This window comes from Pseudomonas mangrovi (assembly GCF_003052585.1).
Lineage (GTDB): Bacteria > Pseudomonadota > Gammaproteobacteria > Pseudomonadales > Pseudomonadaceae > Aquipseudomonas > Aquipseudomonas mangrovi.
Map to the genome: position 1 here is coordinate 187,405 of NZ_QASN01000002.1, position 15,846 is coordinate 203,250.

Annotated in this window: 14 protein-coding genes and 1 other RNA gene; all 15 read right to left on the reverse strand. The window is 66.1% G+C overall.

All coding sequences use genetic code 11. The features are described from left to right. Positions 1–3: 3 nt before the first annotated feature. The 15 genes from DBO85_RS00945 to rsmI all read right to left on the reverse strand — a co-directional run bounded on the left by DBO85_RS00945 (position 4) and on the right by rsmI (position 15,827). Positions 4–882: a cell division protein FtsQ/DivIB gene (locus tag DBO85_RS00945; protein WP_108104384.1), complete on the reverse strand. Its 879-nt coding sequence runs from the start codon at positions 880–882 to the stop codon at positions 4–6. Position 883: 1 nt separating this feature from the next. After that, positions 884–1,825 carry a D-alanine--D-alanine ligase gene (locus tag DBO85_RS00950; protein ID WP_108104386.1) on the reverse strand — a complete coding sequence of 314 codons (942 nt, stop codon included), beginning with the start codon at positions 1,823–1,825 and terminating at the stop codon, positions 884–886. Beyond that, entirely contained in the window at positions 1,822–3,291 is a 1,470-nt protein-coding gene (gene murC, locus DBO85_RS00955; RefSeq protein WP_108104388.1) for a UDP-N-acetylmuramate--L-alanine ligase, read from the reverse strand. Before murC ends, DBO85_RS00950 begins: the two co-directional genes overlap by 4 nt. Beyond that, the gene (gene murG / locus DBO85_RS00960) at positions 3,263–4,333 is read right to left on the reverse strand and encodes an undecaprenyldiphospho-muramoylpentapeptide beta-N-acetylglucosaminyltransferase (RefSeq protein WP_108104390.1); all 1,071 of its coding nucleotides are present in this window, start codon (positions 4,331–4,333) and stop codon (positions 3,263–3,265) included. Before murG ends, murC begins: the two co-directional genes overlap by 29 nt. Further along, on the reverse strand, positions 4,323–5,549 hold the full coding sequence (gene ftsW / locus DBO85_RS00965) for a putative lipid II flippase FtsW (protein WP_108104392.1): 1,227 nt from the start codon (positions 5,547–5,549) through the stop codon (positions 4,323–4,325). Before ftsW ends, murG begins: the two co-directional genes overlap by 11 nt. Then, positions 5,549–6,895 (reverse strand): UDP-N-acetylmuramoyl-L-alanine--D-glutamate ligase, encoded by a 1,347-nt coding sequence (gene murD, locus DBO85_RS00970; protein WP_108104395.1) that lies wholly within the window; start codon positions 6,893–6,895, stop codon positions 5,549–5,551. The genes ftsW and murD overlap by 1 nt, the downstream gene beginning before the upstream one ends. 6 nt (positions 6,896–6,901) lie before the next feature. After that, positions 6,902–7,984: a phospho-N-acetylmuramoyl-pentapeptide-transferase gene (gene mraY / locus DBO85_RS00975; RefSeq protein ID WP_108104397.1), complete on the reverse strand. Its 1,083-nt coding sequence runs from the start codon at positions 7,982–7,984 to the stop codon at positions 6,902–6,904. 1 nt (position 7,985) lies between these two features. Then, on the reverse strand, positions 7,986–9,353 hold the full coding sequence (locus DBO85_RS00980; protein ID WP_108104399.1) for a UDP-N-acetylmuramoyl-tripeptide--D-alanyl-D-alanine ligase: 1,368 nt from the start codon (positions 9,351–9,353) through the stop codon (positions 7,986–7,988). Next, positions 9,346–10,809: a UDP-N-acetylmuramoyl-L-alanyl-D-glutamate--2,6-diaminopimelate ligase gene (locus DBO85_RS00985; protein ID WP_108104401.1), complete on the reverse strand. Its 1,464-nt coding sequence runs from the start codon at positions 10,807–10,809 to the stop codon at positions 9,346–9,348. Before DBO85_RS00985 ends, DBO85_RS00980 begins: the two co-directional genes overlap by 8 nt. Further along, the gene (locus tag DBO85_RS00990) at positions 10,809–12,527 is read right to left on the reverse strand and encodes a peptidoglycan D,D-transpeptidase FtsI family protein (protein ID WP_108104403.1); all 1,719 of its coding nucleotides are present in this window, start codon (positions 12,525–12,527) and stop codon (positions 10,809–10,811) included. The genes DBO85_RS00985 and DBO85_RS00990 overlap by 1 nt, the downstream gene beginning before the upstream one ends. After that, positions 12,527–12,820, reverse strand: coding sequence for a cell division protein FtsL (gene ftsL / locus DBO85_RS00995; RefSeq protein WP_108104405.1), 294 nt, complete (start codon positions 12,818–12,820; stop codon positions 12,527–12,529). Before ftsL ends, DBO85_RS00990 begins: the two co-directional genes overlap by 1 nt. After that, positions 12,817–13,764, reverse strand: a complete 948-nt coding sequence (gene rsmH / locus DBO85_RS01000; protein WP_108104407.1) for a 16S rRNA (cytosine(1402)-N(4))-methyltransferase RsmH — start codon at positions 13,762–13,764, stop codon at positions 12,817–12,819. The genes ftsL and rsmH overlap by 4 nt, the downstream gene beginning before the upstream one ends. Beyond that, entirely contained in the window at positions 13,761–14,216 is a 456-nt protein-coding gene (gene mraZ, locus DBO85_RS01005; RefSeq protein WP_108104409.1) for a division/cell wall cluster transcriptional repressor MraZ, read from the reverse strand. Before mraZ ends, rsmH begins: the two co-directional genes overlap by 4 nt. Positions 14,217–14,518: 302 nt before the next feature. After that, positions 14,519–14,866: RNase P RNA component class A (rnpB, locus tag DBO85_RS01010), an RNA gene on the reverse strand. A 109-nt stretch (positions 14,867–14,975) separates the two neighbouring features. Then, the gene (gene rsmI / locus DBO85_RS01015) at positions 14,976–15,827 is read right to left on the reverse strand and encodes a 16S rRNA (cytidine(1402)-2'-O)-methyltransferase (protein ID WP_177429721.1); all 852 of its coding nucleotides are present in this window, start codon (positions 15,825–15,827) and stop codon (positions 14,976–14,978) included. Between the last annotated feature and the right edge of the window lie 19 nt (positions 15,828–15,846).

The window sequence follows — 15,846 nt, forward strand, 5'->3', positions numbered from 1 at the left end:
TCCTCAATTCTGGCGCACGGCGTCATTCGCCGTGGCTGCCGCTGCGACCGGATCACGCCAGGCCACGGCAAGGCCGTTGGCATAGCGCAGATCGATGCGCGCAATATTTGCAATCTGGTCCTTGAGCGACTTCTCGTAGACCGTGGTGAAGCGCCGGATCTTTTCCATCTGGTGATCGCGGCCGAGCAGCAGCTCCACGCTGTTCCCTTCAGCGTCCGGCGCAGTGCGGACGAACCAGCTGCCACGCTCGCGCAGCTCCAGGCTGGCGATGGAAAAGCCCAGCGGACGCAGCATCTGGCTGAGCATTTGGTACTGCTGCATGACCTGCTGGCGCGAACGCGCAGGTCCGTAAAGCTTGGGCAGGTGCTGGTAATGCATCAGCTCGGTCGGAGCAAACGCCAGGCCCTGATTGTTCAGCAGCGCCTCGTCGCCCCAGCGGGCGATGGGCAGTTGTTCGTCGAGGCGAATCAACACCTGATCCGGCCACACCCGGCGGACTTCCGCGCGGGCGATCCAGGGCATGCTTTCCAGCTCGCGACGCATGCCGTCGAGATCGACATTGAAGAAGCTCGCCGCGACGAAGGGCTCGATCCGGCGCTGCACCGACTCGCGGCTGACATAGCTCAGATCGCCCCGCACGCCGATCTGCGAAATCGGCCGATCGACATGCGGCAACAGACGCTGACCCAGCTCGTAGCTGGCGAATCCCAGGCCGAGCAGCATCAGCGGCCAGAGCATGCGCTTGACCCCGGCCAGACTCGGCCGTGGCAGACGGACGCTGATCGGCTCGCGCGCAACCATGCGGCTGGCGCCGCGCGGCGTCGGCTTGCGCGAGGTCGCGCGGCCGAGGCCCGGTTGCGGATGCCGAACGGCGATGCTCATCTCAGCCCCTCGCCTCGACGCTGTCGGCGAGAATCGCCAGAACCAGTTGCTGGAAATCCAGCCCCGCTGCGCGTGCTGCCATCGGCACCAGACTGTGGTCGGTCATGCCGGGCACGGTATTCACTTCCAGCAGCCAGAACGCACCCTGCTGGTCCTGCATCACGTCCACTCGCGCCCAACCCTGGGTACCCACCGCCTCGCAGGCCCGCGCAGTAAGACTCTTGAGTTCCTCTTCCTTGCGCGCATCCAGGCCGCAGGGAATCCGGTACTGGGTATCGGAGGCGAGATATTTGGCGTCGTAGTCGTAGAAGCTGTGCGGGGTGCCCAGCCCGATCGGCGGCAGCACTTCGCCGCGCAGCACCGCGATGGTGTACTCCGGCCCCTGCACCCACTGCTCGACCAGTACCTGGGCGTCGTAACGGCTGGCGTCCTGCCAGGCGGCGACCAGTGCGTCGAGGTCGTTCACCTTGGCCATACCGATGCTGGAACCTTCATGGGCCGGTTTGACGATCAAAGGGAAGCCCAGTTCCGCAGCGGCAGCCCGGCAGTCGTCCTGACTGGCCAGCGCGGCATGCCGCGGCGTCGGCAGACCGAGGCTCTGCCAGACCTGCTTGGTGCGCAGCTTGTCCATCGCCAGGGCCGAAGCCAGGATGCCGCTGCCGGTGTAGGGAATGCCGGCGCACTCGAGTAGGCCCTGCATGGAGCCGTCCTCGCCGCCGCGGCCATGCAGGACGATGAAGGCGCGATCGATACGCTCGGCGTTCAGGCGCTGCAGAAAATCGTCGCCGACGTCGATGCCGAATGCGTCCACGCCGGCCGCCAGCAACGCGTCAAGCACCGCCGCGCCGGATTTCAGCGAAACCTCGCGCTCGGCACTGCGGCCGCCGAAGAGCACGGCAACGCGACCGAATGCGCGGGGATCGACAGTGGATGCCAGACTCATTTCGACTCCCCCTGGGCGGCGAACAGCGGATGCTTGACCAGTTGCGGGGCCAGCCCGCCGATATCGCCGGCCCCCTGGCAGAGCAGGATGTCGCCGGCACGCAGCAGCGGCTTGACCAGCGGTGCCAGCTCGACACCGCGCTCGATGTAGATCGGGTCCAGCTGACCGCGCTGACGAATGCTGTGGCACAGGTTGCGGCTGTCCGCCCCCGGAATCGGCTCCTCGCCGGCCGGGTAGACTTCCATCAGCAGCAGCACGCTGGATTCGCCGAGCACCTGGACGAAATCCTCGTAGAGGTCGCGGGTGCGGCTGTAGCGGTGCGGCTGATAGACCATCACCAGACGCCGCTCCGGCCAGCCGCCGCGCACCGCCTTGATCACCGCGGCGACTTCGCGCGGATGGTGGCCGTAGTCGTCGACCAGCATCACGCTGCCGCCTTCGACCGGCAGCTCGCCGTACACCTGGAAGCGCCGGCCGACGCCCTGGAACCCGGACAGGCCGCGGACGATGGCCTCATCCTCGATGCCTTCGTCACAGGCAATGGCAATGGTCGCCAGGGCATTGAGCACGTTGTGCAGGCCGGGCATGTTGACCGACACCCGCAGCGGCTCGCGGCCGGCGCGCAGGACGGTGAAGTGGGTCTGCATGCCCTGCTGGAGCACATCGATGGCGCGCACGTCGGCGTCTTCGCTGAGCCCGTAGGTGACTGTCGGGCGACCGATCTGCGGCAGCAGCTCGCGCACCACCGGGTCGTCGATGCAGACCACCGCCAGGCCGTAGAACGGCAGGTTGTGGAGGAATTCGACGAAGGTCTTCTTCAGTACGTTGAAGTCGCCGCCATAGGTGCTCATATGGTCGGCGTCGATGTTGGTGACCACCGAGACCATCGGCTGCAGATGCAGGAAACTGGCGTCGCTCTCGTCGGCCTCGGCGATCAGATAGCGGCTGCTGCCGAGCTGGGCATTGGTGCCGGCCGCATTCAGCCGGCCACCGATGACGAAGGTCGGGTCGAGTCCGCCGGCGGCGAATACCGACGCCAGCAGGCTGGTGGTGGTGGTCTTGCCATGGGTGCCGGCCACCGCGATGCCGTGGCGGTAGCGCATCAGCTCGGCGAGCATCTCGGCACGCGGCACCACCGGGATACGCCGTTCCAGCGCACTGGCGACTTCCGGATTGGAGGTGTTCACCGCGCTGGAAACCACCAGCACGTCGGCCTGTTCGATGTTCTCGGCCTGGTGCCCGATGAACACGGTTGCCCCGAAGCTTTCCAGCCGCTCGGTCACCGCCGAGGCCTTGAGATCGGAGCCGGTCACTTCGTAACCCAGGTTCAACAGCACTTCGGCGATACCGGACATGCCGGCGCCGCCGATGCCGACGAAATGGATGCGGCGGATGCTGCGCATGCGCCGGACTTCGGCCTGAACCGCGCCACGGGACTTAACCAAGGGCCACCTCCTGGCAGACATCGACCACGCTGCGGGTGGCGTCGGGCTTGGCCAGACGGCGCGCAGTGGCCGCCATCGTCTTCAACTGATCGGGGTGCATCAGAACCTCTTGCAGACGCGCAGCCAGTGCGGCGGCGTCGGTGGTCGCTTGGGGCAGCAGGAAGGCGGCGCCCTCGCTGCTCAGATAGTGCGCATTGCGCGTCTGGTGATCGTCGATCGCATGCGGCAGCGGAATCAGCAGCGCAGGCAATCCGGCCGCGGCCAGCTCGCTGACGGTCAGCGCACCGGCGCGGCAGAGCACCAGATCGGCCCAGCCGTAGGCACGGGCCATGTCCTTGACGAAGGGCGACACGGTCGCCTCCAGACCCAGCTCCAGGTAACGCTGTTCGGTCACCTCGGCATGCTGCTTGCCAGCCTGGTGGAACACCTGCGGGCGCAGCGCCTCTGGCAGCAGCGCCAAGGCCTGGGGCAGCAGCTTGTTGAGTGGCTCGGCGCCGAGGCTGCCGCCAAGCACCAGCAGGCGCGCCGGACGATTGATCAGCGCATCGCGCGGGGTTTCCAGGAACAGCTCGCCACGCACCGGATTGCCGGTGGTGCGGCGCTTGGCCGAGGCGCGGAAAGTATCCGGAAAGGCTTCGCAGATGCGCGCGGCGAAGGGCGCAAGACTGCGGTTGGCGGTACCGGCCACCGCATTCTGCTCGTGGATCACCAGCGGCACTCGGCACAGACGCGCGGCCAGCCCGCCGGGACCTGTGACGTAGCCGCCCATGCCGAGCACGCAGACCGGCTGCAGCCGGCGCACGATGCGGCGCGCCTGGAACAGCGCGCGCAGCAGCTGGAACGGCGCCTTGAGCAGACCAAGGACGCCCTTGCCACGCAGCCCGCTGACCTGGATCAGGTTCAGCGGCAGGGCCGCCTGGGGCACCAGCTCGTTCTCGATGCCACGCGGCGTACCCAGCCACTCGACGTCGTAGCCACGCGCCTTGAACTCCTCGGCGCAGGCCAGCGCAGGGAACACGTGACCGCCAGTGCCGCCGGCCATGATCAACACCTTACCGCGCATGCTGCACCTCCGCGGCGGTGCCTTCCTCGGGGAAGTCCGCCTCCTCGAAAGTGGCTTCCTCGCTGCCCAGTTCGGCGCGCCGCTCCCACTCGATGCGCAGCAGCAAGGCCAGGCTGACGCAGCAGATCACCAGCGAGCTGCCACCGTAGCTGAGGAACGGCAGGGTCAGCCCCTTGGTGGGCAGCAGGCCGACGTTCACGCCGATGTTGATCAGGAACTGGCCGATCCACAGGAATGCCAGGCCGAAAGCCACGTAGGCGGAGAAGAACTGCCGCGCCTTCTCGGCCCACAGGCCGATGTAGAGCGCGCGAAGGCCGACGAACAGGAACAGCCCCAGGGTCGCCAGTGCGCCGACCATGCCCAGCTCTTCGGCCAGCACGGCAAAGACGAAGTCGGTGTGCGCTTCGGGCAGATAGAACTGTTTCTGGATGCTGTTGCCCAGGCCGACGCCCAGCCATTCGCCACGGCCGAAGGCGATCAGCGCCTGGGTCAGCTGGTAGCCGGAACCGAACTGGTCGGCCCAGGGATCGGTAAAGGTGATCAGTCGCTGCAGGCGGTACTCCTGGGTCTGCACCAGCACCACCACCGCCGCGATGGCAGCAGCGGCGAGCATGCTGAAGCGCAGCAGGCCTACGCCGCCGAGGAACAGCATCGCCGCCGCGGCACCGAGCATCACCACGGTGGCGCCGAAGTCGGGCTCGGCCAACAGCAGGCCGGCCATCGGGATCAGCACGAAAATCGGCTTGAGGAAGCCCATCCAGCTTTCCCGCACCTCTTCCTGACGACGCACCAGGTAGCCGGCGAGGTAGATCACCACGAAGACCTTGGCGATCTCCGAAGGCTGCACGTTGAACATGCCGAAACCGATCCAGCGGCTGGAGCCGTTGACCTCGCGGCCGATGCCGGGAATCAGCACCAGCACCAGGATGGCGAAGGCGACCAGCAGCAACAGGCCGCCCAGTCGCTGCCAGGTAGCCATGGGCACCAGCAGGGTCACCAGCGCGGCGCTGATACCGATCACCAGGTAAACCAGGTGCCGCAGCATGTGAAAGAGCGGGCTGCCGGACTGCGCAGCGGCCACTTCGGAGGAAGCCGAGGTGATCATCACCAGGCCCAGGCCGAGCAGCGCCAGGCAACCGGCCAACAGCGGGAAATCGAGGTCGATGCCACGCTGGCTCACCAGCGGCGAGGGACTGAGCTTGAGGAAGGTCAGCATCAGCTCAGACCCTCCGCAGCCCGGGCGAAGAGACGACCGCGCTCTTCGAAGTTCCTGAACATGTCGAGGCTGGCGCAGGCCGGCGACAGCAGCACCGCATCACCCGGCTGCGACAGCTCGGCAGCGCAGGCCACGGCCTCCTCGATGCTGGCGACCCGTACCTGCGGCACGCCATCGGCCAGCACCGCGGCTATCGCATCGGCGTCGCGACCGAGCAGCACGACCGCGCGACAGAAGCGCAGGATGGGCGCACGCAGGGGAGCGAAATCCGCGCCCTTGCCGTCCCCACCGGCGATCAGCACCAGCTTGCCGGCGATGTCCGCGCCCAGCCCGTCGATAGCCGCCAGCGCCGCGCCGACATTGGTTGCCTTGGAGTCGTCGTAGTAGCCGACACCCCTGAGCTCGCGCACCCACTGACAACGATGGGCCAGGCCGGTGAAGCGACGCAGAACCGCAAGCATCGCCTCCAGCGGCAGATCCAGCGCCTGCCCAAGGGCCAGCGCGGCCAAGGCGTTGGACTGGTTGTGGGCACCACGGATCTTCAGCTCGCGCACGTTCAGCAGCTTGTCGAAGGCCAGCCCCAGATACTTCTCGCCGTCTTCCTCGATCAGGCCGAAGCGGCGGAAGTCCGGCCGGCCCAGACCGAAGGTCCAGCACGGCACCTGATCGGCGATCATCGGCCGCGACAGCGGGTCGTCACGGTTGACCACCACCTGACGCGCGCCGCGGAAGATCCGGTGCTTGGCCAGGTGGTAGGCCGGCATGCCGCTGTAGCGATCCATGTGGTCTTCGCTGAGGTTCAGACAGACCGCCACTTCCGCGCCCAGGCGCTCGGTGGTTTCCAGCTGGAAGCTGGACAGCTCCAGTACGTATAGCTCGACATCATCGGCGAGCAGCTCGAGCGCCGGCGTGCCCAGGTTGCCGCCGACGGCGACATTGCGCCCGGCTTCGGCAGCCATTTCGCCGAGCAGGGTGGTCACCGTGCTCTTGGCGTTGGAGCCGGTGATCGCAACGATGGGGGCACGGGCATGGCGGACGAACAGATCGATGTCGCCGGACAGCTTGACGCCGCGGGCGGCCGCTTCCTGCAAGGCCGGCGTCGCCACGGCCAGACCGGGGCTCACGTAGAGCTCACTGGCGCGGCAGAGAAAGTCGACATCCAGATCGCCACAGCGCACCTCCACCTCGGGGTGGTCGCGACGCAGGCTTTCCAGCTCCGGCGGGTTCGCACGGGTATCGACCACGGCGAAGCGCACGCCCTGGCGCGCAAGAAAGCGCACCACGGACATGCCGCTCTTGCCGAGGCCGACAACGATGCGGAACTGGTCGGAAGCGATCAGGGACACGTCTGCTTACCTCAGCTTCAGGGTGGCGAGGCCGATCAGCACCAGAATCACCGTGATGATCCAGAAGCGCACGATCACCCGGGGCTCGGGCCAGCCTTTGAGTTCGAAGTGGTGATGGATCGGCGCCATGCGGAACACGCGCTTGCCGGTCAGCTTGAAGCTGGCGACCTGGATGATCACCGAGAGGGTCTCCATGACGAAGACGCCGCCCATGATGAACAGCACGACTTCCTGGCGCACGATCACCGCAATGGTGCCCAGCGCGGCCCCCAGCGCCAGCGCGCCGACGTCGCCCATGAAGACCTGCGCCGGGTAGGTGTTGAACCACAGGAAACCCAGCCCGGCGCCGACGATGGCGGCGCAGAACACGATCAGCTCACCCGAGCCGGGTACGAATGGAATCAGCAGGTAGCTGGCGAAGTTGGCGTTGCCGGACAGGTAGCAGAAGATCCCCAGCGCACCGCCGACCAGCACGGTGGGCATGATCGCCAGACCGTCGAGGCCATCGGTGAGGTTGACCGCATTGCTCGAGCCGACGATGACGAAGTAGGTCAGCACGATGAAACCCAGGCCCAGCGGGATGCTGACATCCTTGAGCAGCGGCAGGATCAGGGTGGTCTCGACCGGGTTTTCCGCAGTCATATAAAGGAAGACCGCCGCGCCTATGCCGAACACCGACTGCCAGAAATACTTCCAGCGGCTCGGCAGGCCACGCGAGTTCTTTTCGATCACCTTGCGATAGTCATCGACCCAGCCGATGGCGCCGAACGCCAGGGTCACCGCCAGCACTACCCAGACGTACCGATTGGAGAGGTCGGCCCAGAGCAGCGTGCTGATGGCGATGGCGGTGAGGATCAGCGCGCCGCCCATGGTCGGCGTGCCCTTCTTCGACAGGTGCGACTGCGGGCCGTCGTTGCGCACGGCCTGGCCGATCTGACGGATCTGCAGGGTGCGGATCATCCACGGCCCCAGCCACAGCGACAGCGACAGCGCGGTGAGCACGCCGAGAATGCCGCGCAGGGTCAGGTACTGGAAGACCGCGAAGCCCTTGTGGAACTGTTGCAGATACTCGGCGAGCAGCAGCAGCATGTCAGTGAACCTCCCCAATTGCGCAGAATGCCGCGGCGACCTTGTCCATCGCCGCGCTGCGCGAGCCTTTGATTAGTATCGTTATGTCACCCGTCTCGGCGCACAGCGCCTCGAGCAGGCTGGCTTGATCGGAAAAATGCCGGGCGCCGGCGCCGAAGGCCCGCACCGCGTGCTGCATCAGCGGGCCGACGGCATAGAGCGCGTCGACCTTGTCGCGGGCGTAGGCGCCTACTTCGCGGTGGCCTTCTTCGGCCCATTCGCCCAGCTCGCCCATGTCGCCCAGTACCAGCAGACGACGACCGGAAAAGCCGGCGAGGATGTCCACCGCGGCCTTCATCGACACCGGATTGGCGTTATAGCTGTCATCGATCACGCGCACGCCGTTGGGCGCCAGCTGGGCCACGCAGCGCCCCTTGATCGGCTGCAGCTGCTGCAGGCCGGCGACGATGGCTGCGCAATCGACACCCAGTGCGTGCGCAGCGGCCGCAGCGGCCAGCGCGTTGGCAACGTTGTGCTCGCCGAGCAGGTTGAGCTGGATGTGCGCGTCGCCCGCCACGCCCTGCAGGTCGAAACCGTCACAGCCGCGGGCGTCACGCTGGATATTGCTCGCACGCACATCGGCTTCAGCGCTGCGTAGCGCGAAGCTCAGCACCCGGCGGCCGGCAGCACGCGCGCGCCAGGTGTCGAATGCAGCGTCGTCACGATTCAATATCGCTATACCGTGCTCCGGAAGTCCAATAAGAATCTCGCCCTTGGCCTCGACGATCTTCTCCGGACCACCGAATTCGCCGACATGGGCATTGCCGGCATTGGTGATGATCGCCACCTGCGGCCGGGTCAGGCCGACGGTGTAGGCGATCTCGCCGACATGGTTGGCACCCAGTTCGATCACCGCGCCCACGTGCTGCGGTGCGAGTTCGAGCAGGGTCAGCGGCGCGCCGAGATCGTTGTTCAGATTGCCACGGGTCGCCAGCACCGGACCTTCGAGGCCCTTCGCGAGAATCGCCGCGAGCATTTCCTTGACCGTGGTCTTGCCGCTGGAACCGGTGACCGCGGCCAGCGGTTTGGCGAAGGCAGCGCGATTCAGCGCGCCTAGCTGGCCGAGCGCCAGGCGGGTATCGGCCACCAGCAGCTGCGGCAGCGGCGCGTCAGGCACCTCGCGCTGTACCAGTGCGGCCACCGCACCCTTGGCCGCGACCTCGGCAAGATAGCCGTGACCGTCGAAGCGCGGGCCGACCAGGGCGATGAACAGCTGACCAGCAGCGATTGCCCGGCTGTCGGTGGAGACGGCGGCAAAGCCTGCATCAGCCCCGATCAGACGCCCGCCCAGGCGCGGCGCCAGTGCGGACAGGGACATGGCTTCAAGCATGCGCCACCTCCCACGCCTTGAGCGCCGACTCGGCCTCGTGCAGATCGGAGAATGGCAGTCGCTCGCCGCAGATTTCCTGGTAGTCCTCGTGACCCTTGCCGGCCAGCAGGATGACGTCATCGGCCGACGCCTGCGCCACCAGTGCAGCGATGGCCTCACCGCGGCCAGCCATGCACAGCGCCTGCTGCGGCGCCTTGAGGCCAGCCAGGATCGCCTCGCGAATGCTCGCGGGGTTTTCCCCGCGCGGGTTGTCATCGGTGATCAGCAACTGGTCAGCCAGGCGCTCGGCGACCTCGCCCATCAGCGGTCGCTTGCCGGCGTCACGCTCTCCGCCGCAGCCGAACAGGCACAGCAGACGACCCTGTACGTGCGGACGCAGTGCCGCCAGGGCTTGCTCCAGCGCATCCGGGGTATGTGCGTAATCGACCACCACCAGCGGCAGCCCGCCGCCGCCGAGACGCTGCATGCGGCCAGCCGGCGCACGCAGCTCCGGAACCACCTTGAGGATTTCGTCCAGCGGATAATCCATGCCGAGCAGCGCACCGACCACCGCCAGCAGGTTGCTCAGATTGAAGCGGCCGAGCAGGCTGCTGCGCAGGCTGGCTTCGCCGCCCGGGGTGACCAGGCGCGCACGCACGCCCTGATCGTCAAACTGCACTTCGCGGCAATGCAGCCAGGCAGAGCGGTCGTCCAGGCTGTAGCCGATCAGTCGCGCCTCGCTCGGCAGCGCCGCCAGCTCGCGACCAAAGGCATCGTCGAGGTTGATCACCCGGCAGCGCAGGCCGGGATGGCTGAACAGGCGCGCCTTGGCCGAGCCATAGGCCTGCATGTTGCCGTGGTAGTCGAGGTGGTCACGCGACAGGTTGGTGAACACCGCCACGTCGAAATCCAGTGCGGCGACGCGCCCCTGATCCAGGCCGTGCGACGACACCTCCATTGCCACCGCCTGCGCGCCCTCCTTCTTCAGCAGAGCCAGCGTGGCCTGCACGCCGACCGGGTCCGGCGTGGTGTGCATGCCCATCGCCAGATTGCCGTGGAAGCCGGTTCCGAGCGTGCCGATCAGACCGCATGGCTTGCCGAGACGATCCAGCGCCTGGGCCAGCAGCTGGGTCACGCTGGTCTTGCCGTTGGTGCCGGTGACGCCAACCAGGTGCACACCACGACTGGGCTCGCCGTAGAAGCGCCCGGCGATCGCCGACAGCTGCGCGGCCAGACCCTTCAGCGGCACCAGTTCGGTACCCTGCACCACGGGAACGGCTGCGCCGTCCGCCTCGTAGGCAACGGCGGCGGCGCCACGGGCGATGGCGTCGGCGATATGCGCGCGACCGTCCTGGGCCCGACCCGGTACGGCAAGAAACAGATCACCGGGACGAACCTTGCGGCTGTCCAGGGTGAGTTCGCGCACCAGCACCGAGCTGGCAGCCTGCGGCAGCAGTTGGTTGAGCGGCATGGGCATCAGCCACGTCCTCCCTGTATGGCGGGGGTGGCGACGGTCTGTACCGGCGGCAGGTCATCCGGCGCGACGTTCATCAGCCGCAATGCGCCCGCCATCACCTTGCCGAACACCGGTGCAGCGACCAGGCCACCGTAGTACTGGCCCTTGCTGGGCTCGTCGATGACCACCACCGCAGCGATCCGCGGATTGGAAATGGGCGCGACGCCGGCGAACACCGAGCGATAGCGATCGGTGGCGTAGCCGCCACCCTCCTGAACCTTGTGCACGGTGCCGGTCTTGCCGCCGACCTGATAACCGGGCACCCGTGCCCGTGAACCCGTGCCACCCTGCTCGTCGACCACCGCGCGGAGCATCTGCAGCACCTGCGCGGAGACCTGCGGATCGAGCACCTGGACCGACTGCGGCACCTGATCCAGACGCATCAGCGACAGCGGCACGCTGGCGCCGTCGTTGCCCAGCACGGCGTAGGCATGAGTGAGTTGCACGGCGGTCACCGACAGCCCGTAGCCGTAAGACATGACCGCCGTTTCAATCGGCTTCCAGACGCGGAAGTTGGGCAGGTTGCCGATCCGCTCCCCGGGGAAGCCCAGGCCGGTATCCTGGCCCAGACCGACCTGCTGCAGCATCGAATAGAGATTCTCGCCGCCCAGGTCCAGGGCGATACGCACCACACCGATGTTGCTGGACTTCTTGATCACCCCGGTCACGTCGAGCACGCCGTAGTTGTGCACGTCGCGCACGGTCTTGCGACCTACCTGCATGTAGCCGGGCCGGGTGTCCATCACGGTATCGGGCCGATACTTGCCGGAGTTCAGGCCCATGGCCACGACGAACGGCTTGACCGGCGAGCCGGGCTCGAACACGTCGATCATCGCCCGGTTACGCATCGCCGCCGGCTGCAGGTTGCGCCGATTGTTGGGGTTGTAGGTGGGCTGGTTGACCATGGCGAGAATCTCGCCGGTGTGCACGTCGACCATCACCAGGCTGCCGGCCTTGGCACCGAATTCGACCAGCGCGTTGCGCAGCTCGCGATGCGCCAGGTACTGCATGCGCAGATCGATCGACAGCGCCAGGGTCTTGCCGGCCTTGGCGTTCTGGCTGACCTGGACATCCTTGATCAGCTGGCCACGGCGATCCTTGAGTACCTGGCGCTTGCCCGGAACGCCGGCCAGCCACTCGTCGAACGCCAGTTCGATGCCCTCGCGGCCGCGATCATCGACATCGGTGAAGCCAACCAAATGGGCAGCCACTTCGCCGGCAGGATAAAAGCGGCGGAACTCCTCGATGGCGTAGACACCGGGCACCTTCAGATCAAGGACGACCTGGCCCTGCTCCGGCGTCAGGCCACGGACCAGATACATGAACTCGCGACCGGCGTTCTGCTCCAGCCGCGCAGCAAAACCCTTCGGCTCTTGACCCAGCGCAGCCGCCAGTTCGCTCCAGCGATCACGTGCAGCCTGCAGCTCCTTGCCGTTGCCCCACAAAGTGGTGACCGGCGTACTGACCGCCAGCGGCTCACCGTTGCGATCGGTGATCAGGCCACGATGGGCCGGAATCGGAATATGCCGAACGCTGCGCGCGTCGCCCTGCTCCTTGAGGAAGTCGTGGTCGAATACGTGCAGATCGACGATGCGCCACGCCAGCGCGCCGGCCATGCCGACGAGCAGAACCAGTACCAGGCGAAAGCGCCAGGGGAAAAGCGCCCCTTCAAGCCGCATCATGGCGCCACCAGGCGGACTTCAGCCGCGTCGGGAATGCGCATTTTCAGCCGCTCGCTGGCGATCAGCTCGATGCGATTGTGCGCCGTCCAAGTGCTCTGCTCGAGAATCAGCCGGCCCCACTCCGCCTGTGCGCGGTCGCGCTCATGCAGCTCGGAATACAAGCCATTGAGCAGTTGCCGGCTCCAGTGCGCGCTGTAGGACACGGCAAGGGCCGAGGCCAGCACGGCGACGAACAGCATCAGCAGCATCAGGCTGCCGGCGGGCATACGCGAGGCACCGGGGCGGCTCATCGCAGCTTCTCCGCGATACGCATGACCGCGCTGCGCGAGCGCGGATTGGCCTTGAGCTCCATCTCGGAGGCGTACTGCGGCTTGCCGATCAGCTTCAGGCGCGGCTCGAAAGCCTTGGGAATGATCGGCAGATCGCGCGGCAGCTTGTCCATCTCGCCCTTGGCGTGACGGCGCATGAACTGCTTGACGATGCGATCTTCCAGCGAGTGGAAGCTGATCACGACCAGGCGCCCACCGACTTCCAGCGCCTCAAGGGCGGCATCCAGGCCGCGCTCGAGATCGCCCAGCTCGTTGTTGATATGAATTCTCAGCCCCTGGAAGGCGCGGGTGGCCGGATTCTTGCCCTTCTCCCAGGCCGGGTTGGCCTCGGTCAGCACGGCCGCCAGGTCGGCGGTGCGTTCGAAAGGCTTGACGGCGCGACGCTGTACCACGGCATTGGCCATGCGCTTGGCAAAGCGTTCTTCGCCATATTCCTTGAATACCCGGGCGATTTCCTCGGCGCTGGCGCTGGCGATCCACTGCGCCGCACTGACGCCACGGGAGGGGTCCATGCGCATGTCCAGCGGACCGTCGTTGAGGAAGCTGAAACCACGCTCGGCGTCATCAAGTTGCGGCGAGGACACGCCCAAATCGAGCAGGATGCCCGCCACCTGGCCAACTAGGCCGCGGACCGCCAGCTCGTCATGAAGTTCCGCAAAGCTGCGCTGCACAACGACAAAGCGGCCGTCTTCGGCCGCCAGCTCGTTCCCCGTGGCAATCGCCAGGGGATCTTTGTCGAACCCCAGCAGCCTGCCTCCTGAGCCGAGTCGCGAGAGGATCAGCCGGCTATGCCCACCCCTGCCGAAGGTGCCGTCCAGGTAGCAGCCATCGGCGCGCACAGCCAGCCCCTCGACGGCTTCGTCGAGCAGGACGGTGACATGACGGAACGGGCTGGACTGGCTCAAAGGATGAGGTCTTGCAGTTGGTCCGGCAGCGCGCCGGGTTGTTTGATGGCCGCCAGATCCGCATCCGCAAGCGCGTTCCAGGCGTCTTCGTCCCACAGTTGAAACTTGTTCAGCTGGCCGACCAGCATCGCCCGTTTGTCGAGCCCGGCGTATTCACGCAGACGCGGCGGCACCAGAAAACGGCCGCTGCCATCGAGCTCCAGATCCACCGCGTTGCCGATCAGCAGGCGCTGCAGGCGACGGTTCTCTTCACGCAACGACGGCAGCTCGCGCAGTTTCGCTTCGATCAGCTCCCACTCGGGCAGCGGGTAGACGCACAGGCAGGGATCAACTGCGTCGATGGTGATGATGAGCTGGCCAGCCGAACGCGAAACGAGCTCATCCCGATACCGACTAGGCATCGCGAGCCGCCCCTTGGCGTCCAGTGATATGGCGTTAGCTCCGCGAAACAAGGCTTTGTTTCCCCACCGAATTAGTTATTTGATCCCATTACTACCCACTTCATGCCACTTTCTACCACTCGCGCACACTATAGGAACGCGCCCACCCCACCGTCAAGCAACGAAAACAGGGAAAAATCCTTACAGGACGGCGATTTAGCGCGCTAAGGGAGGAACTGGCGGAGAGATTGAGAGAAGAGAAAAGCGGGAAAGCAAACGCAACCCGAAGCTTGAAAACCAAACTTAAAGTGGTTTGTTAAGAGTAAGAATTTTTGGGTATTTGAAACGGGCGGGAAAAAGCAAAAAGAAAGGAGGTGGAGAGTCGATCTGTAAGCCGGGTTTTGTCGAGGACAGTCATTCCTCTACGACGGCCATCACTGGACGCCTCTAGCAACCTACCCGGTTCCAGCGCGGGCCACGCCAATGGAACCCTATTTGGTCTTGCTCCGAGTGGGGTTTACCTAGCCACGGACTGTTGCCAGCCGTGCGGTGCGCTCTTACCGCACCTTTTCACCCTTACCGGCGCTTGCGCGCTTAGGCGGTTATTTTCTGTGGCACTTTCCGTAGGCTCGCGCCTCCCAGGGGTTACCTGGCACTCCGCCCTATGGAGCCCGGACTTTCCTCCCCCTTCTTGCGAAGGCAGCGACTGCCCGATCGACTCTCCGCCGGCAAGGGTATCGGTCGAAGCCACAAGCTGCAAGCTGCAAGCCAAACAGCATTCAGCAGGGGCACCACTGCATCAGGCCTCCGGCGCCCAGTCCCGCGCGACGGCTAGCTCTTCTTCTCCAGCGCGACCTGGTAGAGCAGGTTCTTGCGCACACCGGTGATTTCCGCGGCCAGGGCCGCAGCGCGCTTCAATGGCAGCTCCGCGAGCAGCAGATCAAGCACACGCAACGCCTCGGCACTCAGCGCATCTTCCCCGACCGGCTCCGGCCAGCCGCCGACCAAGAGTACGCACTCGCCGCGCTGCTGATTCGGATCGGCAGCGATCCAGTCACGCAACTCGGCCAGCGGCAGATCGCGGATGGTTTCGAAAGTCTTGGTCAGCTCCCGCGCCAGTACTGCAGGGCGCTCCGCCCCGAACACCTCGGCCATGTCAGCCACACACTCGAGCACTCGATGCGGCGCCTCATAGAAGATCAGCGTCCGCGGCTCCTCGCGCAACGCGCTCAGCCGCGCCCGGCGTGCCGCCGCCTTGGCCGGCAGAAATCCCTCGAAGATGAAACGGTCGGAAGGCAGTCCCGCCGCGGAGAGTCCGGCGACCAGCGCACAGGAGCCTGGTACGGGCACCACCCTGACCCCGGCCGAACGGGCGCGGCGCACGAGATGAAAACCCGGGTCCGAGATCAGCGGCGTGCCGGCATCGGAAATCAGCGCGACATCGTCGCCGGCGAGCAGCCGCGCGACGAAACGATCCCCCTGATCCCGTTCGTTATGCTCATGGCAGGCCTGCAGCGGCGTATCGATGCCCAGGTGCTGCATCAGCCGCGCGGAGTGACGGGTGTCCTCTGCCGCAATCAACGCGACCTCCCCCAGCACGCGACGAGCGCGCTGACTGATGTCTTCCAGATTGCCGATCGGCGTGGCCACCACATAGAGAGTGCCGAAAGCCTTGGGCGTCACTGCATTTTCCGTCACGAAC